At 60.0% G+C, this 20,974-nt stretch carries 24 protein-coding genes; 13 read left to right on the forward strand and 11 right to left on the reverse strand.

Annotated features, from left to right (window positions below):
* Positions 1–261: 261 nt before the first annotated feature.
* The 5 genes from ACFKSJ_RS09870 to ACFKSJ_RS09890 are packed head-to-tail and all read right to left on the reverse strand — an operon-like array spanning position 262 to position 4,147.
* Positions 262–1,038: a CBS domain-containing protein gene (locus ACFKSJ_RS09870; protein ID WP_440949630.1), complete on the reverse strand. Its 777-nt coding sequence runs from the start codon at positions 1,036–1,038 to the stop codon at positions 262–264.
* Positions 1,035–1,868, reverse strand: coding sequence for a CBS domain-containing protein (locus tag ACFKSJ_RS09875; protein WP_440949631.1), 834 nt, complete (start codon positions 1,866–1,868; stop codon positions 1,035–1,037). The genes ACFKSJ_RS09870 and ACFKSJ_RS09875 overlap by 4 nt, the downstream gene beginning before the upstream one ends.
* Before the next feature lie 5 nt (positions 1,869–1,873).
* The gene (locus tag ACFKSJ_RS09880) at positions 1,874–2,815 is read right to left on the reverse strand and encodes a CBS domain-containing protein (protein WP_440949632.1); all 942 of its coding nucleotides are present in this window, start codon (positions 2,813–2,815) and stop codon (positions 1,874–1,876) included.
* Position 2,816: 1 nt separating this feature from the next.
* On the reverse strand, positions 2,817–3,587 hold the full coding sequence (locus ACFKSJ_RS09885) for a CBS domain-containing protein (RefSeq protein WP_440949633.1): 771 nt from the start codon (positions 3,585–3,587) through the stop codon (positions 2,817–2,819).
* Positions 3,584–4,147: a CBS domain-containing protein gene (locus tag ACFKSJ_RS09890; RefSeq protein ID WP_440949634.1), complete on the reverse strand. Its 564-nt coding sequence runs from the start codon at positions 4,145–4,147 to the stop codon at positions 3,584–3,586. Before ACFKSJ_RS09890 ends, ACFKSJ_RS09885 begins: the two co-directional genes overlap by 4 nt.
* Before the next feature lie 168 nt (positions 4,148–4,315).
* On the opposite strand from ACFKSJ_RS09890, the gene ACFKSJ_RS09895 reads away from it, so the two are divergent.
* The 11 genes from ACFKSJ_RS09895 to ACFKSJ_RS09945 all read left to right on the forward strand — a co-directional run bounded on the left by ACFKSJ_RS09895 (position 4,316) and on the right by ACFKSJ_RS09945 (position 13,347).
* The gene (locus tag ACFKSJ_RS09895; RefSeq protein WP_440949635.1) at positions 4,316–4,957 is read left to right on the forward strand and encodes a GTPase; all 642 of its coding nucleotides are present in this window, start codon (positions 4,316–4,318) and stop codon (positions 4,955–4,957) included.
* Between the two features lie 6 nt (positions 4,958–4,963).
* A complete protein-coding gene (locus ACFKSJ_RS09900; RefSeq protein WP_440949636.1) occupies positions 4,964–5,329 on the forward strand; it encodes a DUF2073 domain-containing protein in 366 nt (121 codons plus the stop codon).
* A 15-nt stretch (positions 5,330–5,344) separates the two neighbouring features.
* Entirely contained in the window at positions 5,345–5,785 is a 441-nt protein-coding gene (locus ACFKSJ_RS09905) for a Zn-ribbon domain-containing protein (protein ID WP_440949637.1), read from the forward strand.
* A gap of 317 nt (positions 5,786–6,102) precedes the next feature.
* A complete protein-coding gene (locus tag ACFKSJ_RS09910) occupies positions 6,103–6,561 on the forward strand; it encodes a 30S ribosomal protein S15 (protein WP_440949638.1) in 459 nt (152 codons plus the stop codon).
* A 15-nt stretch (positions 6,562–6,576) separates the two neighbouring features.
* Positions 6,577–7,785 (forward strand): DHHA1 domain-containing protein, encoded by a 1,209-nt coding sequence (locus tag ACFKSJ_RS09915; protein ID WP_440949639.1) that lies wholly within the window; start codon positions 6,577–6,579, stop codon positions 7,783–7,785.
* Positions 7,782–8,006, forward strand: a complete 225-nt coding sequence (locus ACFKSJ_RS09920; RefSeq protein ID WP_440949640.1) for a KEOPS complex subunit Pcc1 — start codon at positions 7,782–7,784, stop codon at positions 8,004–8,006. Before ACFKSJ_RS09915 ends, ACFKSJ_RS09920 begins: the two co-directional genes overlap by 4 nt.
* The gene (locus tag ACFKSJ_RS09925) at positions 7,985–9,505 is read left to right on the forward strand and encodes a serine--tRNA ligase (RefSeq protein WP_440949641.1); all 1,521 of its coding nucleotides are present in this window, start codon (positions 7,985–7,987) and stop codon (positions 9,503–9,505) included. Before ACFKSJ_RS09920 ends, ACFKSJ_RS09925 begins: the two co-directional genes overlap by 22 nt.
* A 20-nt stretch (positions 9,506–9,525) precedes the next feature.
* Positions 9,526–10,122 (forward strand): 30S ribosomal protein S3ae, encoded by a 597-nt coding sequence (locus ACFKSJ_RS09930; RefSeq protein WP_440949642.1) that lies wholly within the window; start codon positions 9,526–9,528, stop codon positions 10,120–10,122.
* A 144-nt stretch (positions 10,123–10,266) separates the two neighbouring features.
* A complete protein-coding gene (locus tag ACFKSJ_RS09935; protein ID WP_440949643.1) occupies positions 10,267–11,502 on the forward strand; it encodes a 2,3-bisphosphoglycerate-independent phosphoglycerate mutase in 1,236 nt (411 codons plus the stop codon).
* Positions 11,503–11,509: 7 nt separating this feature from the next.
* A complete protein-coding gene (locus tag ACFKSJ_RS09940; protein ID WP_440949644.1) occupies positions 11,510–12,505 on the forward strand; it encodes a polymer-forming cytoskeletal protein in 996 nt (331 codons plus the stop codon).
* Positions 12,502–13,347, forward strand: coding sequence for a hypothetical protein (locus ACFKSJ_RS09945; protein WP_440949645.1), 846 nt, complete (start codon positions 12,502–12,504; stop codon positions 13,345–13,347). Before ACFKSJ_RS09940 ends, ACFKSJ_RS09945 begins: the two co-directional genes overlap by 4 nt.
* 28 nt (positions 13,348–13,375) lie before the next feature.
* Here the strand turns inward: ACFKSJ_RS09945 and argB are convergent, their stop codons facing one another.
* The 5 genes from argB to ACFKSJ_RS09970 form a co-directional block, all read right to left on the reverse strand.
* On the reverse strand, positions 13,376–14,245 hold the full coding sequence (argB, locus tag ACFKSJ_RS09950) for an acetylglutamate kinase (RefSeq protein ID WP_440949646.1): 870 nt from the start codon (positions 14,243–14,245) through the stop codon (positions 13,376–13,378).
* Positions 14,242–15,393 (reverse strand): bifunctional glutamate N-acetyltransferase/amino-acid acetyltransferase ArgJ, encoded by a 1,152-nt coding sequence (gene argJ / locus ACFKSJ_RS09955; RefSeq protein ID WP_440949647.1) that lies wholly within the window; start codon positions 15,391–15,393, stop codon positions 14,242–14,244. Before argJ ends, argB begins: the two co-directional genes overlap by 4 nt.
* Entirely contained in the window at positions 15,390–15,875 is a 486-nt protein-coding gene (locus tag ACFKSJ_RS09960) for a CBS domain-containing protein (protein ID WP_440949648.1), read from the reverse strand. Before ACFKSJ_RS09960 ends, argJ begins: the two co-directional genes overlap by 4 nt.
* A gap of 8 nt (positions 15,876–15,883) precedes the next feature.
* The gene (gene argC / locus ACFKSJ_RS09965) at positions 15,884–16,870 is read right to left on the reverse strand and encodes an N-acetyl-gamma-glutamyl-phosphate reductase (protein ID WP_440949649.1); all 987 of its coding nucleotides are present in this window, start codon (positions 16,868–16,870) and stop codon (positions 15,884–15,886) included.
* A gap of 85 nt (positions 16,871–16,955) precedes the next feature.
* The gene (locus ACFKSJ_RS09970; RefSeq protein WP_440949650.1) at positions 16,956–18,212 is read right to left on the reverse strand and encodes a DUF1015 domain-containing protein; all 1,257 of its coding nucleotides are present in this window, start codon (positions 18,210–18,212) and stop codon (positions 16,956–16,958) included.
* A 98-nt stretch (positions 18,213–18,310) separates the two neighbouring features.
* Between ACFKSJ_RS09970 and rimI the strand changes: the two genes are divergently transcribed.
* Positions 18,311–18,775, forward strand: coding sequence for a ribosomal protein S18-alanine N-acetyltransferase (rimI, locus tag ACFKSJ_RS09975; RefSeq protein ID WP_440949651.1), 465 nt, complete (start codon positions 18,311–18,313; stop codon positions 18,773–18,775).
* Here the strand turns inward: rimI and hmgA are convergent.
* The gene (hmgA, locus tag ACFKSJ_RS09980; RefSeq protein WP_440949652.1) at positions 18,765–19,988 is read right to left on the reverse strand and encodes a hydroxymethylglutaryl-CoA reductase (NADPH); all 1,224 of its coding nucleotides are present in this window, start codon (positions 19,986–19,988) and stop codon (positions 18,765–18,767) included. The genes rimI and hmgA overlap by 11 nt on opposite strands.
* Positions 19,989–20,016: 28 nt before the next feature.
* Here hmgA and ACFKSJ_RS09985 point away from each other — a divergent pair, with 28 nt between their 5' ends.
* Positions 20,017–20,967 (forward strand): class I SAM-dependent methyltransferase, encoded by a 951-nt coding sequence (locus ACFKSJ_RS09985; protein ID WP_440949653.1) that lies wholly within the window; start codon positions 20,017–20,019, stop codon positions 20,965–20,967.
* Positions 20,968–20,974 lie beyond the last annotated feature (7 nt).

Here is a 20,974-nt window from a genome sequence, read left to right on the forward strand (position 1 = left end):
TGACCCCAGCATTCGCGATCATCTTCCAGGGAGGGCTCGCCGGCGACCCAATCTACTGATCGGTTGCCGGCAATTCTCCGATCTAACCGGCCAGAACCAGGGACCTGGATATGAACAACTCCAGTTCGAAGCCTCGGTAAAGGGCGATTAAGAAGAAGGAACGAACAGACCGGCCGATTCTAGAATAGACAAGTCTCCGACTCATGGGAGTTACAATACGTCAGGAACGGGTGGGTTCGCCACGATAAAAAGAGAAGGGTATCAGAGGGCATTGACCAGCGAACGCCTGGTCACGACCCCTGCAATCCGGCCGTCCTCGACCACCGGCACCGCACTGATCGAGCGTGCCAGAAGCAGTTGGGCGACCGAGGCCGTGTCGGCGCCGGCGTCCACTGAGATCAGGGGTGATGACATGATATCCCGAACAATCAGATTCCTGATACGGTGGTCCTGGTGCTTGTCCGGGATATCCTCGCGGAACTCCCGCATCGAACGTGCCACATCGGTCTCGGTGACCATCCCGAGAAGCCCCTCGCTGTCGGTCACCACGTACCGGCTCTCATTGTCGTCGATGATCCGGCGCCGGAGGTGGACGACCCGTTCATCGGCATTGATCGAGTTCACCTTCTCGATCACTCCTTCCAGTGGCACCTGGGGCACCATCACTTTGAGCAGGTCTGCTGCGGTCACCTGCCCGATCAACCGGTGATCCTTGTCCAGCACCACGACCAGTTTGTAGTGCTGCAGCAGGGGGATCAGCACATCGAACCCCTGATCAGGGTACGCCGAGGTGAACTCCTCCTCGACCACGTTGGCCACATGGATCTTTGTGGGTGAGAGTGCGGCATTCCTCTTGGACCCGAGTGCCTCTGCGATCGCCTTCCGTGAGACGGTGCCGGCGACCACGTTCCCCTGCGTCACGATCAGGGGATCGATCCCCTCGTTCAGCATCTTGTCGAGCGCTTCGGTGACAACTGCAGACTTTGCGATGGTGACTGGCTTTGCCATGATATCCTGAATTGAAAACTCTCCGTTCATCGTGCAACCTCTCGTATAATATCGTCTCTCTTGAGAATTCCTATGAGTTCGTCGTTCTCTGCCACTACAAGGCTGTTGATTGCTCGCTCTCTCATCCTGGCAACTGCCTCCCCGACCAGACTATCGGCTCCGATCGTCTCCACCGGGCTGCTCATCACGTCCTCCGCAATGAAGGTGACATCCCTGACATGCCGGTAGGCCTTTCTGCCTGCCGGCACCTCTTTCCGAAGCATCGTCACATCCTTGTCCAGGACGTCACCTGCTGCGTACTCGAAGAAAGCCAGGTTACTCTCGGTGATGATCCCGGCCAGGGTTCCATCGTTGTTGATGACCACCAGTTTGTCGTTCCGCTCGCTGATCAGGTTGACCACGTGGTCGAGCGAGTGGTATCTGCTGACCGTCGTGACGTCCTCCATCAGATCGCCGACGGCTCCGCGGATCCTTCCCACAAGTGACGATCTCATCAGGTCAGATTTGGTCACGATCCCAATCAGGGTGCCTTCTTCGACTACCGGCAGGCTGCTGACCCCTTCATTGACCATCAGACGGGCTACATCCCGGATGGTGGTATCAGGGGCGATGGTGATCGGGTCTGTGACCATCAGGACACTGACCGGGATCTGATCGATCGGACGCCTTCGCCAGGACGGTTCCGATTGCCGCAGCCGGTACGCGAGATCCTTCTTCGTGATGATCCCGGTCAGCATGTCGTTTGTCACGACCAGCAGTCGCGAGATCCCATGCCGGAACATCAGGTTACGAGCCCTCGCCACATTCTCTGCGGGCTCGATCACATAGACCGGCGCAGACATAATTTCAGATGCATGCATGCACTTCACCGCCCTGCAAATGCTTTGACCAGGTCGAATTCGGTGACCAGGCCGATCAGCCGTGCGTTTTCTATCACCGGGAGGGCCCCGATCCCCTTATCGAGCATCTCCTTGGCCGCCTGGGTGATGCCGGTGTCCGGGGTCGTGGTGATCAGGTCTCCTGACATCAGGTCCCTGACCGGCAGTGACATCACCTCGCCGACATCCCCGGTCACCAACTGGTCAAAGACCCGGCCGGTGCCTAAATACTTGACGATATCGGTCGAGGTGATGATCCCAAAGAGCACCTCATCGCTGACCACCGGCAGACGCCGGAACGTATGCTTCACCATCTCCCTGGTGACTGCACTGATTGGACTGTCGGGTCCGATCACCCGCAATGGGGAGGACATGATCTCCTCCACCGTCAGCATACTCCGTTCTGTCTCAAAGAGGCGCATCAGATCGCGTTCGGTCACGATCCCCTCCAAGACGCCCTGGTCGTCGAGGATCGGCACACCGCCGATCTTCTTCCGGACGATAAGGTCGATCGCGTCCTGAATCGAGGCCATCGGCGTCAGCGAGATGAATTGCTGGCTCATAACCTCCCGGACACTCTCGTTGAGGGCTGCGATCAGGTTACCCCCGTTCTTCACCGTGACGAGACTGTACCGGTCCCCTCCACCCATCAGGCTGATGATGTCGCTTGCGGTCACGATCCCTCGCATCTTCCTGGTACCGGGGTCGACGATCGGCAGCCTCCGAAACCCGCAGGTGGTCATCGTCTCGACCGCGTTGATGATCGTTGCGGTCTGGGCCACCGCGACCACGTCCCTGGTCGCGATTCCCATCACCTGCCCCTCCTGCTCGACGATTCTGGACTCGAATTCTACAGGGCCACGGTCAAACTTTCCTGGCATCTTCAACAGTTTGTCCCCCTGCTTGGTGGCTCGTCCATTCTGGTTCATATCACAGCGTCCTCTCTGTCTGGATCTTCAGTCCGCTCAGCACGTCGTGCCGATCAAGGATCCCGATCACCTTTCCGTCCTCTTCGACGGGCAACCTGCTGATGTCATGCTTGACCAGCAGCTCTGCAGCGGTTCTGATCTCCCGATCAGGAGTGATCGAGATGACTGGGGTGGTCATCAAGTCCTCGACCTTCACTGCCCCAGCCTGAGCCAGCGAACGCCTGGCATGGCCGGCGTCGAGGAGATCGCGCCTTGAAATCATCCCGATCAGCATATGCTTCTTCATCACTGGGAATGCCGTGTACCCACTCTCGATGATCAGCGTATAGACTCGCTGGAGCGGGTCAGATGCATCTGCGGTCACGACCTTTCTCGACATGCAGTCAGCGACCTTCCCCTTTGGCTCGTGCCGTGAGAGCACGATCGGGAAGAGGTCGGAGACCAGGATCCCGCCGATCAGTTTTCCATCGGTGTCCACAACTGCTACGCTGTCGGTCCGCGACTGTATCACAGCCGCTGCAACCGTCTCCAGCGTGTCCTCCGGGGTTACCACTGCTGCCGTCTTGACATATCCTTCCAGCGTCACATTCGACTTGGTCGCGTTCACCCGCAGTGCATCGGTGATATCGATATATCCGATGCACCGCCCCTTTGCATCAACGATATAGGCCTCACGAAATGCGTCCTCACGCAGGACCTGCCTGGCCCTGGTGATATGGTCGTGATCGCCCAGTATCGGAACCGCTGATACAATATCCATCGCCACTTTCACAGGTGTTCCTCCTCGCGGCAGTTGCCGCAGAGCATCATCGAGTCGATACGCAGCAGGTCCGTGGCCATGATCCCACATCGCTCACAGATCCCCCCGTCATACCGGTCAGGCCTGTTAATCTCGATCAAATCGTTCATGATCTCATTGATTTCACTGGTCACGGACAACAGGTCACGAACGGTAACGATACCGATCACCCTGTTGCATTCGTCCACGACCGGTAGTCGCCTGACCCGGTGCTTGACCATCATACTGGCAGCTTCGCCGACGGTCCGTTCAGCGCCTATTGTGATCAGGGGGGTGCTCATAATCTCACTGACTCTAACCTCCCCTGGTCGCTGGTTCTTTGCAACCACCTTGCAGTTGATGTCCTGTTCGGTTACAATCCCTATCGGGAGGTTATTCTCCAGCACTATGCAGCTGCCGACATCGGCCCTGCACATAGTCATTGCAGCTCTGGCTACCGTTGCGTTGTAGTCTATCGTTGCGGGATGACGACGCATCATCTCCTTCAACTGCACGTGGGTCTCCAGGTGGATGGAATCAGAAGATTGTTTCATGGATTCTCCCCCTTTGTCAACGTTCAATGATAGTCATTCTGATTCATTAAGGTTTGCTACGGGAGAGAAGGAGCATTTCTCCTGATCAGAACTGTTCAAAAAGAGATAACTATCCCGAAGTACCATAGTATATCTGCAAGGTTGTTGATTGTGCACAGGGGGTGCTGAATGGATATTTTTACACTGGCAAGAAAGCGGCTCTCGAAGTTCTTACGGGTATTTTTAAAGAAAAGGCGGTCCCGGATTGGGATTTATGGCCCGCCGAATGCGGGAAAGACAACACTGGCCAACCGGATCGTCCGGGACTGGACAGGGGATGCCCTCGGGCCGGTCAGTGAAGTGCCTCATGAGACCAGGCGGGCACGGCGCAAAGAGGATATCACGATCACCTCTGCGAACGGCAACTCGATCGCCATCGATATCGTCGATACCCCTGGTGTGACCACTAAGATCGACTATCATGAGTTCACCGAGTACGGGATCGAGAAGGGTGAGGCCGTCAAGCGGGCCCGCGAAGCCACTGAGGGAGTGGCCGAGGCGATGCACTGGCTTCGTGAGGACATCGATGGGGTCATCTACCTGCTCGACTCGACCCTTGACCCGTTCATGCAGGTGAACATCATGATGGTCGGGATCATCGAGTCCCGGGATCTGCCAGTGCTGATCGTCGCCAACAAGATCGATCTCCCTGATGCAGCCCCCGCCCGGATCAAGAGCGCCTTCCCCCAGCACCCGGTGATCTCAATCTCTGGACTGGAAGGCCAGAATATCGATGAGCTGTACGAGAAGATGACCAATTACTTCAGGTGATTAAGGATGATACAGGGTGTACAGTTGGATCTGATATCTGAGGAACGTCTCTCGCGGATGACCTCGATGGAGAAGATACGCCTGATCCTTGATGAGGTGATGGAAGGGAATATTGTGGTGCTGGAGCGGGGACTCGCACCCGAGGAGTCGAGCAAGCTGATCGAGATGACCATGATGGAGATCAGTCCTGACGGATTTTCAGGGATCGAGATGGAGACCTATCCCGGGAAGAACACGTCAGGTGGGCTCTTCTCACGGATCTTTGGCAAGCAACCAGCACCGGCCAGGCTGACGGTGATCGGCCCGGCGAACCAGCTGAAGATGCTGCGCAAAGAGAAGGACCTGCTGAGTGCGTGGGTCTCGTCACGGTAGATATGGTACACCCCTATGCCCCATAAATGCACACACTGTGAGAAGATCTTTGAGGACGGTTCCCCTGAGATCCTCAAGGGCTGTCCGGCCTGTGGCGGAAAGAAGTTCCTCTATGTCAGGGAGGAGGACCGCCCCGTCGACCTGGTGGAAGAGAAGCCGGCCCCGATAGCCGGAACTGACACCACCCCTCCTGCAGGATCGATTGAGGAACTGGGTGACGACCGGGAGGCCGTTGGTGAGCAGCAGACCGTTTCGGTGAGGCCGGCCCATAAAGAGCGGGAGAAGGACATCTTCGATCGGATCGAGAGCATCAGTATCAATGGTCCCGGCTCGTACGAGATCAATATCGAGAAGCTCGCCCAGAATGGTGGAGTTGTGCTCGGGCTGGGAAAAGAGGGGCAATATGCCGTGGATATCCTCTCGATGAGCAAGTTCAGAAAGAAAGATAGAAAATAACCATCTTCAATCCTTTTATACAACTTTTTTTGTTACGTCTTCTTCAGGCGGGATCGGCTTCGCCGCGATGGGGCATACACCAGTATCCTTATTATCGTCTGGTCCCCTATAGGTAGGGTAGCACTGTGTGAACGGTGTAATCATACGTAAGTCCGACGTGCTGGATTGCAGAATTTTTCTGCAGATCTCTGAACAATCAGGGGAAGGCACTGCCCGAAAAACCGGGCTCAGGGATTACAGAGCTGATGCAACAGACGTACGCACAAATCCGTACATGCTCTTTTCTGGACTTACTCTGATAAATTTGGAGGTGAAATATGGCACGAATGCATGCCCGATGTAGGGGTAAATCCGGTTCAGTGAGGCCGCACAGGACAGAAGCGCCTGCCTGGTCCACAACTGACAGCACAGAGATTGAGAAACTGATCGTAGAACTCAAGAAGAACGAGAAGTCGACCAGTGAGATCGGGCTGATCCTCCGTGACCGGTACAGCGTCCCAGACGTGAAGCTGGCAACCGGAAAGCGGATCAACGCGATATTAAAGGAGAACGGGCTTGCCTCCGAGATCCCAGAGGATCTGCGGAACCTGATCGTCAAGGCGCTCGGAATGCGAAAGCACATGGGCGAGAACAAGAAGGACCTGCTGAACAAGCGGCAGCTCCAGCTGACCGAGTCCAAGGTCCGGCGGCTGGTCAAGTACTACGTGGGCTCCAAGAAGCTCCCGGCAGGCTGGGTCTACAAACCCGATACCGCTGAGATTCTGCTCTCACGTTAAATCACAGGCATCGTCATGTCACTTGAGGAGAAGGCAGCGCTGATCGCCGATCATCTGCGTGAACAGGAGTATGTCGAGGTGTACGGGCACCATGATGCAGATGGGATAGCAGCAGCTGCGATCCTCTGCCATGGGCTCTACCGGCTTGGCATCGGGTTCCGGCTCAGGATAGCTGGCAGCCTTCCTGCACTCGCCGATGACCCGGAACAGCCTGTCATCCTCTGTGATATGGGATCTGGCAGTGCAGGTCTCCCCGACCAGACGATCGTGATCGACCACCACACGCCCGGGTTTTCGGGGACCTATCATCTGAACCCGAACCTCTTCGGGTTCGATGGTGAGCAGGTTCTCCCGGCGTCAGGGTGTGCTTATCTGATCGCAGCCGCCCTCGGGGACAACCGCGATCTGGCGGGACTTGCACTGCTTGGAATGATCGGCGACCAGCAACAGATGGAAGGGCCGAACCGGGATATCTTCAATGAAGGAGTCGGCAACGGGGTGGTCTCGCCGGAGCGCGGACTCCTCCTCCCGGGTCGGACCAGGGAAGAGCAGTTACTGCTGGCCACTTCGCCCTACCTGGCCGGGATCAGCGGCGATGAGGAGATCGTCAGGCAGATCCTCGCAGAGGGGGGGGAGCAGGAGTCAAAAGAGGCTCTCCTCTCGGCGATCGTCTTTGCTTCGGCGGAGCAGGCGGCTCCTGCAGCCTTTGATCGGCTCTACGGGGACCTGTATGGTCTTCAGCGGGAGGTGATCGAGGACGGTCACACCCTGGCCGCCGTGATCGACGGATGCGGCAAGGCTGGCATGGGGGGGCTCGCTGCCTCCCTCTGCCTCAGGTCCTCCGGTTCGATCGCCGAGGCATGGGCCGTCACCGCCCGGTACCGGCAGCAGGTGATCACGGCCATCCGTGGACGTGAACAGATCGGCGACTGGAGCGGCTGCTACACAGTGCCGGATTCGGCGCTGGTCGGAGACGTGGCCGACGCCCTTCAGAGAGACCTGCCCTCCGGCGACATGGTCGTCGTCGTGGCAGCGGAGGGAGCCAGCTGTCGCCTCTCGGTCAGGACATCCCCGGCCAGGGAGATCGACCTCGGCCGGCTGCTTGCCGACCTTGCCCCGGATTATGGGGGCACCGGTGGCGGCCACCGGCACCGCGGGGGAGCAACCATCCGGTCTGCGGCCGTTCCCGGTTTTCTTGAACAGTTGACGGAGGCCCTGGTATGATCCATACCGAGGGAACAATCCTGACAGTTCATGTCGATGCAGCCTGCTGTGCCGCCGCGGTCACCCCTGACAACCACGGGCTGATCCTGACCGCCCTCACGGACAGAGGCCTGGAGAGCACGGTCAGCGGCACCAACCTGCGATCGATCATTGCGACGGTGGACGATTATCTGATGAATCTAGGAGTTGCGGAGGAGACATGTTTGTACGATTCGCATTAACGGCTGACCTCCAGTTCAGCGGGGAGATCCCTGCGGAAGCGGCCGAGGCGGTAGAGAAGACAGTCACCGACTCAAACACAGTGATGTTCCGGCGTGGAGTACCCAAAGGGGCAGCTGAGGATGAGATCGGCAGGATCACCGACTGGAAGATCGAGGGGAACACCCTCTCGCTGGCCATTGAGAGCGGGCCGTACACCCGTGTGCATGACGCCCTCTTCCGGTTTCGAAAGCAGATCACGGCCACGCTCGGCAGGTTCCGGCTTGGTCTCCGGGATATCCTGGTGACCAGGTACGAGATCACGCTCACCGGTCCGGTGCCAGAAGGGTTGAAGATCCCGACGCTGCCGTTCATCAGCAGCGCCGTGGTGACCGCGGAAACGATCGAACTTTCGCTGCAGGTCAGTGCCACCGACCTCGAACAGAAGATCCCTGATCGGATCGTGAAACTGGTCGAGGAGAAGATAGAGGCTCTGACCTATGGCGGCAAGGGTGAGCACTGGGAACTGCTGTACGAGAGTGGAAAGAAGGAACGCTTCTTCAACGGTGACCCGACCGCCGAGATGATCGAACGCGGCTGGATAAAACACGCCCTGTCACGTGGACAGTGGATCCATGGTCCACAGTCTGTGCAGCTCTTCCGGGCCTTCGAGCAGATCGTGATGGAGGAGATCATCAAAACCCTCGGATTCACTGAGATGATCTTCCCGAAGCTGGTCCCCTGGGAGGTCTGGGAGAAGTCCGGGCATGCCAAGGGTGTGTACCCGGAGATCTACTATGTCTGCACCCCCAAGACCAGGGATCCTGCATACTGGGAAGAGGTCGGTGACTACTTCAAGGTGACCGGCGAGGTGCCGGTCGAGATGATCCGGGAGAAGGTCGACGGTCCGATCGGCGGTCTCTGCTATGCGCAGTGCCCGTCCTTCTGGCCGTTTGTCCAGGGCCAGACCCTGGCCAGCGACTGCCTCCCGATCAGGCTCTTCGACCGGAGCGGAACCTCCCACCGGTATGAGAGCGGCGGGATCCACGGGATCGAACGGGTCGACGAGTTCCATCGGATCGAGATCCTCTGGCTCGGGACCCCCGAGCAGGTCGTCGAGACGGCCGACAAGCTCCATGCCGCGTACAAGCACCTTTTCGATGAGGTTCTTGACCTGGAATGGCGTTCCGCAAAGGTCACTCCCTGGTTTATGGCACAGGAAGGGATGCTCGACGGCGAAGGGGTGAACGAACGGATCGGGACCACCGATTACGAGGCCTACCTCCCGTACAGCGACTCCTGGCTTGAGTTCCAGAACGTCTCGGTGAACGGGGACAAGTACCCGAAAGGGTTCAATGTCAAGGTGCAGACCGGAAAGGACTGTTGGTCAGGGTGCTCGGGCATCGGGCTTGAGCGCTGGACTGCATCCTTCCTTGCACAGAAAGGGTTTGATATGAACAACTGGCCGGAGCGGGTAGCCGCCCTGGTCGGTCAGCAGAAGGAACTGTTCAGGTTCCTCTAAAATAATCAGATGGTGATAGAATGGCAAAGAAGAAACAGATTGGACGTCGTGTAGAAGGCTGGAAAGCAAAGAGCTGGTACAAGGTATATGTGCCTGAATCATTCGGGAGCACCCCGATCGGCGAGACGATCGCTGCAGATTCAGCGAACCTTGTCGGCAGGGTCATGAGCACCACCCTCGGTGAGATCGCTCAGGACTTTGCAAAGCAGCACATCAAGATGAAGTTCAAGATCTCCCGGGTCGCAGGCGATGCAGCCTACACCGAGTTCATCGGACATGAACTGACCAAAGACTACCTCCGCTCACTCGTCAAGCGGCGGACCTCCAGGATCGACTCCCATATCATGGGTTCGACCAAGGATGGCAAGCGGATTCACCTGACCGTGACCTGCTACACCCTGATCGGAGCGAACTCGAGCCAGATCCATGCGATCAGAGGCGTGATGTATGCGCAGATGACCGCCTTTGTCGCTCAGAACGACTGGGCCACGGTCGTCGACGGCATCGTCACCGGTTCGATCTCCCGCGACCTGCTCGCGCAGGTGAAGGGGATCTTCCCGATCCGCAGAATCGAAGTGATCAAGTCAAAGATCGAATCCAAGGTTATCATCGCATAACCCTGGATAGCCGATCGCAGCCCGCGGGCAGGGGATCTCCCCTCGCCCCGCTATTGCTGCAGCACCGTTTCTCCTCTTCTCTGATCAGCAGTCCTCCTGGATCCGATCGCCAACCATAACTCTCTCTGCATCCAACCTTCTCTGATGACTGCTCACAAGATCGTCATGCTTGTGCTGGACGGAATAGGGGACCGTCCGTGTGTTGAACTCGCCGGACTGACCCCTCTGCAGGCCGCAAAGACCCCGGTTCTCGACCGGCTCGCGGCTGAAGGGGTCACCGGCATCATGGACACGATCAGTCCTGGGATCAGGCCCGGATCTGACACCTCCCACCTGAGCCTGCTCGGATATCCCCCTGAGAGCCATTATACCGGCCGCGGGCCGCTCGAGGCCGAAGGTTGTGGGATCCACATGGAGCATGGAATGATCGGCTTCCGGGCCAACTATGCGACCCTGGACGATCACGGGCTCGTGACTGACCGGCGCGCCGGCAGGATCCATGACACCCGCCTCCTCTCGGCGGCTATCTCCGAGCAGGTGGACCTCTCGGCGTACGGGGTCACCTTCTCGTTCGTCTCAGGGGCCGGCCACCGGGCAGCCCTTGCCCTCTCCGGGGAGGGGCTCGGTGCCGGCGTCACCTCGAACGACCCAAAAGCGGAAGGGGTCGCCCCGCATCAGGTGATGCCGGTCTCGGCGAACCAGAAGGACCAGAAGACCGCCGCGGTCTGTAACGATTTCATCTGGCAGTCCACCGCGATTCTGGCCGATCACCCGGTGAACCGGGCACGGGAACTGGCCGGGGAACCGCCGGCCTCGGTGGTGCTGATCCGGGGGGCAGGCGAGATGGGCATGTTCGAGCCGTTCCAGCAGCGGTACGGCCTCTCCGGTGCGGTGATCGCCGCCGCCACCCTGATCAGCGGAATCGGCAAGGCCGTCGGCCTCGAGCAGGTCCCGGTGGAGGGGATCACCGGCTCCACCAATACCAACCTCACCGGCAAGGTTCAGGCGCTGCTGGCCACCCTCGATACTCATGACTTCGTGCTGGTGAACATCAAGGGGGCCGACGAGGCCGGCCATGACGGTCATGCCCTCGAGAAGCGCGACTTCATCGAGAGGATCGACGCTGCCCTTGCACCGCTCCTCGAACGAGAGGACTGCGTCATCACGGTGATCGGCGACCACAGCACCCCCTGCCCGATCAAGGACCACAGCGCAGACCCGGTGCCGGTGCTGATCCGGGGTGACGGGGTCAGGGTCGACCAGGTGCAGGTCTATGATGAGATTATGTGCGCCACCGGGGGGTTGAACCGGATCCGGGGGGCCGACCTGCTCAGGATCCTGCTGGACCTGATCGACAAGACCCACAAGTACGGGGCATAACCAGATAATGACCGCCCAGACCAGTGAACAGGGAGACGAACGGGTTCTCTGCTGCATCATCCCGGACAGGACCGAACTGCAGGAGCGGACGCTGATGACCGACCGGACGATCGTGGTCGGGGACCGGAGCAGGATCGACTACGGGCTGCACGGGGCCGACGTGATGATCAGCGAGTTCTGCACTATCAACGGCGCGATCACCGCGAACGGGGACGTGCATATCGGGAACTGGACAGAGGTGAACGGGGACCTGTCTGCGACCGAGCACGCCTTCCTCGGCGAAGGGGTGAAGGTCCACGGCCGGCTCTCGGTGAATGGGGACCTGGAGATCGGGGATAAGGTCCAGATCGAGCACGGGTTCGAGGCGAAGGGGATGATCACGATCCGAAATCCGCTCCCGGTGATCGTCTACTTCCTGATGTACCTGATGGCCGTCCTCCGTATCGACCGGGGCGAGGACGCCGATACGGTCTTTGCCGACCTCTTCTCCGACGATATGGATGAAAACCCGCTGGTGATCCCGTCTGGGGCGGTGCTGGACATGGAGTACTTCTCAGTGCCCGACACCATGCAGATCGGCGAGGCGTGCCGGCTGCATGGCAATATTCGCGCCCACTCGGTCACGGTCGGACAGGAGACCACCGTCTTTGGCTCTCTGAGGGCTGCCGGCGGGATCGTGCTGCACGAAGGGGCCACGATCCATGGTCTCGTCTCCTCCGAGGGTCCCGTCGAGGTCTATCCCGGGGCCCATGTCCTTGGAAATATCGTGGCCGGCGATCTGACCATCCACGAGGGAGCACGCATCGACGGTACGATGTCGGCCGCCGACGGGCTCCGGATGGTGCCGCATCCGGTCCTCATCGAAGAGGAACCGGAGGAAGAACCAGTAGATGAGCCGGTTGAAGGACCGGAGGAAGGATCAGATGGAATACCTGGAGAACAATCAGGACCGGAACCTGTGGAGTATACAGCAGGGGCGGCAGACGAGCAGGTGAAGGAATGAACGCACTCCGGAGAGCAGCCAGGATCCTCGACCTCCCGGAGGTCAGGATGATCGAGCCGAGCCTTTCGGCGCTGACCGATCCGGTCTATTCGGCGATGATCTGCGAAGACCCTGCAGCAGAGGGGCGACTGCTGATCGATGAGCAGGAGCAACCGCTTGCGGCGGCGTTCCGTCGCGATGACGGGTGGACATGCACCACCTTCCTGTACCGGCCTGTCTCTGTCGATGTGCTGGAACTCTTCGAGGAGACCGGCGGCGACCTCTACCAGGAGAGTCGTGAAGCCTGGGCCGCCGCGGCCAGAGAGTACTATGCCGAGGAGATGCTGGCCATGGTCACCCCCGCCGCAGTCGATCTGACCGACACCCGGACTGCACAGCTCGAGAGCCTGCTCACCGATATCTGGCAACCCGGGCAGGAGATCACCTGTCTGGACTGCTGTTGCGGTTCAGGCATCGGATCTGCCGTGCTGCGTGATATGGGGATGCATCCGCTCGCTTACGACAATGATCCCCATCTACTCGCCCTCGGCCTCGCTGCCGGCAGGCTCGTGCCGACGGAGACACTCTGTATCGATGGAACGGAGGCCAGTATCTTTCTCTCCCCTGCAGAACGGGGGATCGGGAGCATGCTCGGGGCGATCTACCCGTTCACCGCAGACCTCTGGCACCAGATCGTGGACGAGCTCCTCTTTCTGACCGGTGAGACCGTGATCACGGTCGGCACTGAGCCCGAGCAGCAGCTGGTCAGGCAATGGTGTGAAGAGGAGGGCCGGACGGTCGAGGTCTTTGAGAACGAGCGCGATCCGATCTATGACCGGTTCGTCTGCGTAGCACGGCGCTGAAAAAATAGATTTTTTTGTATCCCAATTTTCAGGGATGGATCATTGTTCCGACCCCGTCCCTGGTGAAGAGTTCGAGGAGCAGGTTGTGCTCGGTGTTTCCGTTGATGATATGGGCAGAGCCGACACCCTGGTCCAGCGCATAAATCATCCCCTCCACCTTCGGGATCATCCCCTCGCTGATCACCCCGGATTTGATCATCTCGTTGGTCTCATCGACCTTCAGCCGCCGATAGACATGGGTCCGCTCCGCATCCATCACCCCGTCCACATCGGTCAGGTTGATCAGCTTTGCAGCGTGAAGGGCGACTGCGATCTCAGCCGCTGCCGTATCGGCATTGATGTTCAGACTGTTGCTCTCACGGTCGATGGCGATCGGGGCAACCACCGGGATATATTCGTTCGAGAGGAGCATCTGAAGGATCGCAGGATCGACCTCCTCGATCTCACCGACATGTCCGAGGTCCACCCGTTCGGTCCGGTCCTCGATCGTTACGACCTGCAGTTCCTTTCTTTTGGCGATCAGCAGGGAACCGTCGTTGCCTGAAAGCCCGACACCGCGCGCCCCGCACTTGGCGATCAGCGAGACGATCCCGTCATTGATCTTGCCGACCAGCACCATCTGGGCGATCTCAAGTGTCTCCTGGTCAGTGATCCGGAGGCCGCCGACGAACTTGGGCTCCTTACCCATAGCCTTCATCTTGTCGGTGATCTCAGGGCCGCCACCGTGAACCAGCACGACCCCGATTCCGATGTAACTGAGCAGCACCACGTCCCGAATCGCGGCCTCGAGCACCTGCTGATCGACCATTGCATGCCCGCCGAGTTTGATCACAAAGATCTTTCCATGGAACTGCTGGATGTAGGGGAGTGCCTCCATCAGCACATCCTCGCGCTTCATGTGGTGTACCTCCCGTTTATCTCGACATACTTCTCGGTCAGATCGCAGCCCCAGGCGGTCGCGGAGGCTGTACCGGTGTTTAATTCCAGTTCAAAGACGACCTTCTTCCCCTGCATGCCAACCTTGGCTGCGGCCAGGTCGACGACGATCGCGCCGTCCCTGACCAGCGGAACCCGGTCAGCCCCCTCCCCTGAGTACAGAGAGATCCGGGCCGGGTCGAACACGACCCCTGCCCTCCCTGCCGCCGCGACGATCCGTCCCCAGTTCGGGTCCTCGCCATAGACCGCTGTCTTGACCAGCGGCGATTCGATGATCGTCTTCGCCACCGTTGCGGCCTCCTCTTCAGTCGGAGCCCTGGAGACGGTCATCTCGATCAGCTTGGTCGCTCCCTCCCCGTCTGCGGCGATCTGGATCGCGAGTGATCGGCAGCATGCCTCGAGGGCAGCGCTGAACGCTGCCAGGTCGACTGATCCCCGCCGGTTGGTCGCGGTACAGAGGACGATGTCGTTGGTGCTGGTATCCCCGTCTACCACGATCCGGTTGAACGACCGGTTTACTGCTGCTGCGAGCATCTGCTGCAGGGCCGGCGCCTCGACCGTCGCATCGGTGTACAGGAATGCGAGCATCGTCCCCATATTCGGGGCGATCATCCCACTCCCCTTGCAGAGCCCGGCGACGGAGAACCCGTCCCCTCTGATCAGTGCATGCTTCTCGACCAAATCGGTGGTCATGATCGCCCTGGCCGCCTGCACCTCGGCCTCCTCGCTGGAGGTGAGGTGCGGGGCCACGGCCGCGGCCTGCCGCCGGATCAGGGCCAGGTCCAGGTGCCGACCGATAACGCCGGTACTGGCGACCCCGACCAGGTCAGGGGTGGTGCCGAGCGCCTCGGCTCCGATTGTGGCCATCGCCTCTGCGTTCTGGTAGCCGAGTTCCCCGGTATAGGCGTTTGCACAGCCGCTATTGACGATCACCCCGGCCAGCCGCCCGTTCTGGATACGGTTGACCATCGCCTCGATCGGGCCTGCCCGGACCAGGTTCCTGGTCAGCACCCCGGCGACGGTTCCTTCGGCTGCGATCAGGGAGAGGCCGTACTTCCCCTCTTTGATCCCCCAGGTCCTGACCCCTTCGATTGCGCAGATCGACTTCATATGGTCTCCCCTTCTCCTGCTTTGCCGATCCCCTGGACGATATCCGACCTGGTCACGATCCCGACCAGGTTTCTCTTATCCATCACCGGAAGCCTGACGACCTTTTCGCGGAGCATCACCGCTGCCGCCTCGCTGATCTCGGCCTCCTGGTCGACGGTGATCGCCGGGACGCTCATCACCTCGCGCACCTTCATCCCGCTGATGTCGCGGAGTGCTCCCCTAGTCTTCTCCCAGTTGATGAACTCCCTGATCGGAACCTCGATGATCTCCAGCGGTGACGGAAGCCAGAGGTCGTCTGACAGGTCGCCGGTCGATAAGAGCGAGAGCAGATCGGAGTCGGTGACCATCCCGACCAGCCTGGTTCCGTCCAGCACCGGCAGTCCGCCGATATGATTCTCGCGCATCATTCTTGCTGCTTCACTGACCGTTGCGTCGGCCTGGATCACCAGGGGACCGGTCGTCATGATCTCAGATACCTTCATCATCACACCTAGGGGAAGAGCCCTGCACATGCAAGGCCATCGTTCTCTTTATATCCGCACATCAGGTTCATGTTCTGAATGGCCTGTCCGCTCGCACCTTTGACCAGGTTATCGATCGCTGATACCGCGACCACCCTGGTCCCCTCGCTCTCGACGATCAGGTCGCAGAAGTTGGAGCCCCTGACCGCTGCGATCGAGGGCTTCTGGTACCTGACAAAGTACTCGTCTCTATAGTAGTCCTGGTAGATCCGCTCGACCTGTTCCTGATCCAGGGGCTCGTGGAGGAGGATGTGGGCGGTCGTCAGGATCCCTCGGTTCACCGGCAGCAGGTGTGGGGTGAAGTAACAGGCGGCTTTTGTATGGAGCCGCTCCAGTTCCATCTTCATCTCGGCGAGGTGGCGGTGGGTGGTCATCTTGTACGGGGTGATCGCATCGGCGACGTTGGGGAAATGAGTGGTCGCTGACGGGTTGTCACCTGCCCCGGAGACTCCGCTCTTCGAGTCGTAGATGATCGTATCGGCGAAGGCTGCGAGCGGCGCCGCTGCCAGCGTCGCCCCCGTTGGGAAGCAACCGGGGTTGGCGATGAAATGTTTTCCCCGGATCTCCTCCCGGTGCAGTTCGGGTAGTCCGTACGGTGCCGTGAAGTAGTCGGTGTGCGTGACCCCGTAGACCTTCTCGAAGGTCTCTTTTGGGAGACGGTAGTCGGCGGAGAGGTCGACGACCCGGATCCCCCGGTCCAGCAGTGCCCGCACATATTGCATCCCGGCGGTATGGGGGACGGCGAGGAACGCGACGTCTGCCTCGATCTCATCCACGTTCGGGTTGGTGAAGGAGAGGTCTATAAAACCGTTCAGCTGGGGGTGAACCGCGCTGACCCGGGTGCCCTGTGCCCTTCGCGAGGTGGCGCAGACCACCTCTGCAGCAGAGTGCGAACCCAGGAGTCTGATCAACTCCCCGCCCGCATACCCTGTGGCGCCGATGATAGCAATATCCATGAGGAACTATGCCTTTATAAAAATATAATGGTTTTTAGATGGGAATGCGGAGATCGGGCTGATCAGCGCACGATCCCCTGTGACTTCAGGAGAGCTGGTGCATCAGGTAGCCGCTCAGCAGCTTCGGTTCGAACCAGGTGGACTTGGGCGGCATCACCTGGCCGTTGTCAGCGATCGCCAGCACCGTTCCGGTCGAGAGCGGCTGGATAGAGAAGGCGACTGCGTACTTCCCTGAGTCAACCACTGCGGTGAGAGCAGAGAGCGGCCTGGCCCCTCCCATGTACGCGAGGCGCGGGTCCCCGCGGGGATCGCCGATGCCGAGCATCGGCTCAAGAACCCGGGTCTGTAAAAACTGGACGTCTAGTGCCTGGATCTGGTCCTCTGCCGGGTCCGCCGGAAACGAGAGTTCGTGCCAGGTTGAGTCAAGGTACATGTGAAACAGGTGTCTCCCGCTGATCTCGCCGGCTGGAGGGATGTGGTACTGGCTGGTGTCCACAGGACCGTACTCGGTGACGGTGCCGAGGGACCTCAGTTTTTCGATAAATGTACCGGTGGTATATGGGCCGAGATCGGTGACCAGCCGACTGTAGCCGTGGAGTTTGACCCGGTCGTCGGCGAAGAGGACGGCCATGAACCGTTCGGACTCCTCGGTGGCGGTCTTCTCCTGCCGCCGTTTCAGCGCCACGTTCACCGCCGACTTGGCACGGTGGTGACCGTCGGCGATATACAGGGCAGGCACCGTCGCGAAGAGGTCCCGGATCGTTGTCAGGGTCTGTTCGTCGGTAATCCGGTAGACCTGGTGCCGCTCGCCCTGCTTGTTGGTCACCTCGGTATCAGGTGCCCGCGCAGGGATCAGGGAGGCCAGGCGGTCTGTAAGGGCTGCCTGGTCGCGGTACAGGATGAAGACCAGGCCGGTGTTGGCGTTGACAGCCCCGATATGCCGGGTCCGGTCCTCCTCCTTGTCATACCGGGTCAGTTCATGCCGTCGGATCGTGCCGTTGATATAGTCCTCGACGTCCAGGCAGCAGACGAGCCCGAGGAAGGTCTGGTCTCCCTGGACCACTCGGTACAGGTACAGGCCGGGCTGGTCGTCAGCCCTGATCTGTCCGGAGGTATACATCTGGTTGTACCGCTGCTGCGCGGCCAGGTAGACCTGATCGTCGTTGGGCGGAAGATCGGGCAGTTCCGCATCGGATCTGATCACACGGAGGAAACTGAGTTCATTCTTCTGGATACAGGCCCGCGCCTCGTCTGCACTCACCACATCATAGGGAACAGAGGCGATCTGCTGGGCCAGTACTGGGTCGGGACGGATTGCCGGGAACGGATAGAGGATCACCATAGATATCAGCCAGTGTCTGGTCTGTATATTTTTGATCGAAGGCCACTTATAGCAATCACATATATGATGGCTCTGCCAATCTCTACCCCGTACATTCCATGACAGACGAGCAGTTGCTGATACACCGTGCACGTCCGTTTGATCTCCCCCATATTGCCGCCATCGAGGAGGAATCGTTCGCTGATCCCTGGGATCTGCCGACCCTCGAGTGGGTCCTCGAGACCTGTGGGGACCACTTCTTCGTCGCCCATTACCGGCAGCAGGTGGTGGGGTTCATCGCGGGTGCGCTAGAGGACACCGGAGAAGAGCGCTATGGCCATATCTGTAACTTCGCGGTCAGTGGAGAGTTCCGGAGGATGGGAATCGGGCGGAAGCTGGTGGCGAGGGCCGAGCACCAGTTCGTCCTCGAGGGGGCCTCCGGGGTCCAGCTCGAAGTCAGGGTCTCCAACCTCTCTGCCCAGCGTTTCTATGAAAAAAATGGTTACCAGGATGTATTTCTGATCCCGGAGTACTACGCTAATAACGAGGACGCCCTGGTGATGATGCGCTGGTTCAGGTTCTAGAGACCTCTCCCCGTCCGAGTTGCTGATGAGCCCTGGCTAGGTGGCCGGCGCCGAGAGCCCCGAGCAGAGAGAGTTCTCCGGCCAGTACCCCGGCGGCGATGATCTCGGCCAGTTTCTTTGCATGGCTGCCGGCTGGTTCGCCGCCTCCACTGACCCCGAGCAGGGAGAGGCATTCCTTCTGGGTGGCGAGGCCGGTCCCGCCGCCGACGGTGCCGACCTGCAGGGCCGGAATCGTTACGGCCACGTAGATACCGTCCTTGACCGGGTCGACGGTGGTGATGCAGGAGGAGCCCTCGACCACATGAGCAGGGTCCTGTCCACAGGCGATAAACATCGCCGCAATCACATTGGCAGCTTGGGCATTGAACCCGAGCGCACCGGCCCGGGCCGATCCGACCAGGTTCTTGCGCATGTTCACCTCGGCGATGATGGCCGCCGAGGTCTTGAAGATCGTCTGGCAGAGATCTTCGGTCAGATGGACCCCGGCAACGACAGTCTTGCCCCTGCCGAGGACCACGTTGATGGCTGCCGGCTTCTTGTCGATGCAGAGGTTGCCGCTGACCGCGATCAGGCGTGCCCCGGTCTCCTCGGCCACCATGGTGCTGACCGCCGTCGCAGCGATCGTGGCCATATTCATCCCCATCGCGTCCTTGGTGTCGAACTCGAGCCGGAGATAGACACTGGTCCCGGCCACACTGGTCATGATCCCGATCAGCCTGCCATGCGATGTGGTCGACTCTGCCGTGGCCCGGATCCGGTCCTGGTTAGCTTCCACCCAGTCGACGACCGAGCGGGCATGGATCACCGAGTCGGTGGCGAAGACCGGGGCCCTGGTCATCCCGTCGCGGATGATTCTTACCTCTGCCCCGCCGGCTGCGGTGATGGCGCTACACCCCCGGTTCACCGAGGCGATCAGCGCCCCTTCGGTGGTGGCCAGCGGGAGGTAATACGCTCCTTCTGCGTACTCTCCGTGGACCCGCAGCGGTCCGGCCACCCCGACCGGCACCTGGACTGCCCCGATCATATTCTCGATGTTCTTTCTGACCGCCTGGTCGATCGCCATCGTGTAGGCGCCGACATGCTGGAGGCTGGTTCCGGTCTCCTCTTCGATGAAGGTCCGCCTGACCCGAACGGCCTCTTCCGGCGGAAGAACCTTTTCGAGGGCATACAGTTTCTGCGTTCTGTTCCGGAGCGCTGCGAGGTACTCATCCATGAATAGTGTTAGGGCGTATAGATAAATGATGGATCGTGAAGAGGTGCTGCCGGTGAGCCAGTGGTGTCTGCAGGTGGCGAAGTGTGAGGGGGAGGTGGTCAGGCAGCGGTTGATTCACGAGGGGGTGCTGGACCTCTCCCTCCGGGTCAGGTCTGAGGGGGACCAGCTCCTCTTCCCGGTGACCGAACCGGTCAGTGGAGCGGTCAGAGCGGAGTTCGTCCGGCAGCCGGGTCACGCGATCCTCTCCCGGCATGAACAGATCGGTGGGATCGCGATCCAGCAGGAGCGCGACCTGGCCGGAGCGGCCACCCTGCTCGCCTCCCGCCCCTCCCTCCATACGGTGCTGTACCCGGTCTCCCCGGTGGAAGGGGAGTACCGAACCCGGCAGTTCGAGGTGCTGGCCGGGGAGGAGACAACAAAAACCGTCTACCAGGAGTACGGCCTTCACTTTGAGTTCGATCTTTCGACCGTCTACTTCTCGGCACGCTTGGCCAACGAGCGGCAACGGCTTCTCTCTCTGATGGAGGAGGGTGAGACGGTGCTCGACATGTTCGCCGGGGCCGGGCCGTTCGCGATCACGCTGGCCAGAAGAGCCTTGCAGGTCGTCGCCTGTGATCTGAACCCGGCTGCGGTGCTGCAGATGCAGGTCAATGCCCGGTTGAATCGGTGCACAAACCTCCTGCCGGTACTGGCCGATGCCGGCCATCTGCGGGGTATCTTCCCACCGGGACAGTTCGATCGGGTGGTGATGAACCTCCCGCTCTCAAAGGGGTCCTTCGTTGCAGACGCTGTCTTCCTCTGCCGGCCCGGCGGTACGGTCCATCTGTATATGCTCGAGTCGGTTGAGGGGGAGGCGCTGCCTCTCCTCAAGGGCCTGCCCGTTGCCGGGGTTCAGGAGCGGAGGGTCCGGTCGTACTCTCCGGGGCAGTGGCATGCGGTCTATGATATCACCATCTCCGAATGCGCGGAATCGACCTAAATATCTT

The sequence above is a fragment of the Methanosphaerula subterraneus genome, from assembly GCF_052055875.1.
Classification (GTDB): Archaea; Halobacteriota; Methanomicrobia; order Methanomicrobiales; family Methanospirillaceae; genus Methanosphaerula; species Methanosphaerula subterraneus.

Bases quoted from the DNA above. Each gene is read 5' to 3' on its own strand.
- ACFKSJ_RS09870 (WP_440949630.1), bottom strand. From the start codon at position 1,038: ATGAACGGAGAGTTTTCAATTCAGGATATCATGGCAAAGCCAGTCACC.
- ACFKSJ_RS09875 (WP_440949631.1), bottom strand. From the start codon at position 1,868: ATGCATGCATCTGAAATTATGTCTGCGCCGGTCTATGTGATCGAGCCC.
- ACFKSJ_RS09880 (WP_440949632.1), bottom strand. From the start codon at position 2,815: ATGAACCAGAATGGACGAGCCACCAAGCAGGGGGACAAACTGTTGAAG.
- ACFKSJ_RS09890 (WP_440949634.1), bottom strand. From the start codon at position 4,147: ATGAAACAATCTTCTGATTCCATCCACCTGGAGACCCACGTGCAGTTG.
- ACFKSJ_RS09895 (WP_440949635.1), top strand. From the start codon at position 4,316: ATGGATATTTTTACACTGGCAAGAAAGCGGCTCTCGAAGTTCTTACGG.
- ACFKSJ_RS09900 (WP_440949636.1), top strand. From the start codon at position 4,964: ATGATACAGGGTGTACAGTTGGATCTGATATCTGAGGAACGTCTCTCG.
- ACFKSJ_RS09905 (WP_440949637.1), top strand. From the start codon at position 5,345: ATGCCCCATAAATGCACACACTGTGAGAAGATCTTTGAGGACGGTTCC.
- ACFKSJ_RS09910 (WP_440949638.1), top strand. From the start codon at position 6,103: ATGGCACGAATGCATGCCCGATGTAGGGGTAAATCCGGTTCAGTGAGG.
- ACFKSJ_RS09915 (WP_440949639.1), top strand. From the start codon at position 6,577: ATGTCACTTGAGGAGAAGGCAGCGCTGATCGCCGATCATCTGCGTGAA.
- ACFKSJ_RS09920 (WP_440949640.1), top strand. From the start codon at position 7,782: ATGATCCATACCGAGGGAACAATCCTGACAGTTCATGTCGATGCAGCC.
- ACFKSJ_RS09925 (WP_440949641.1), top strand. From the start codon at position 7,985: ATGTTTGTACGATTCGCATTAACGGCTGACCTCCAGTTCAGCGGGGAG.
- ACFKSJ_RS09930 (WP_440949642.1), top strand. From the start codon at position 9,526: ATGGCAAAGAAGAAACAGATTGGACGTCGTGTAGAAGGCTGGAAAGCA.
- ACFKSJ_RS09935 (WP_440949643.1), top strand. From the start codon at position 10,267: ATGACTGCTCACAAGATCGTCATGCTTGTGCTGGACGGAATAGGGGAC.
- ACFKSJ_RS09940 (WP_440949644.1), top strand. From the start codon at position 11,510: ATGACCGCCCAGACCAGTGAACAGGGAGACGAACGGGTTCTCTGCTGC.
- ACFKSJ_RS09945 (WP_440949645.1), top strand. From the start codon at position 12,502: ATGAACGCACTCCGGAGAGCAGCCAGGATCCTCGACCTCCCGGAGGTC.
- argB (WP_440949646.1), bottom strand. From the start codon at position 14,245: ATGAAGCGCGAGGATGTGCTGATGGAGGCACTCCCCTACATCCAGCAG.
- argJ (WP_440949647.1), bottom strand. From the start codon at position 15,393: ATGAAGTCGATCTGCGCAATCGAAGGGGTCAGGACCTGGGGGATCAAA.
- ACFKSJ_RS09960 (WP_440949648.1), bottom strand. From the start codon at position 15,875: ATGAAGGTATCTGAGATCATGACGACCGGTCCCCTGGTGATCCAGGCC.
- argC (WP_440949649.1), bottom strand. From the start codon at position 16,870: ATGGATATTGCTATCATCGGCGCCACAGGGTATGCGGGCGGGGAGTTG.
- ACFKSJ_RS09970 (WP_440949650.1), bottom strand. From the start codon at position 18,212: ATGGTGATCCTCTATCCGTTCCCGGCAATCCGTCCCGACCCAGTACTG.
- rimI (WP_440949651.1), top strand. From the start codon at position 18,311: ATGACAGACGAGCAGTTGCTGATACACCGTGCACGTCCGTTTGATCTC.
- hmgA (WP_440949652.1), bottom strand. From the start codon at position 19,988: ATGGATGAGTACCTCGCAGCGCTCCGGAACAGAACGCAGAAACTGTAT.
- ACFKSJ_RS09985 (WP_440949653.1), top strand. From the start codon at position 20,017: ATGGATCGTGAAGAGGTGCTGCCGGTGAGCCAGTGGTGTCTGCAGGTG.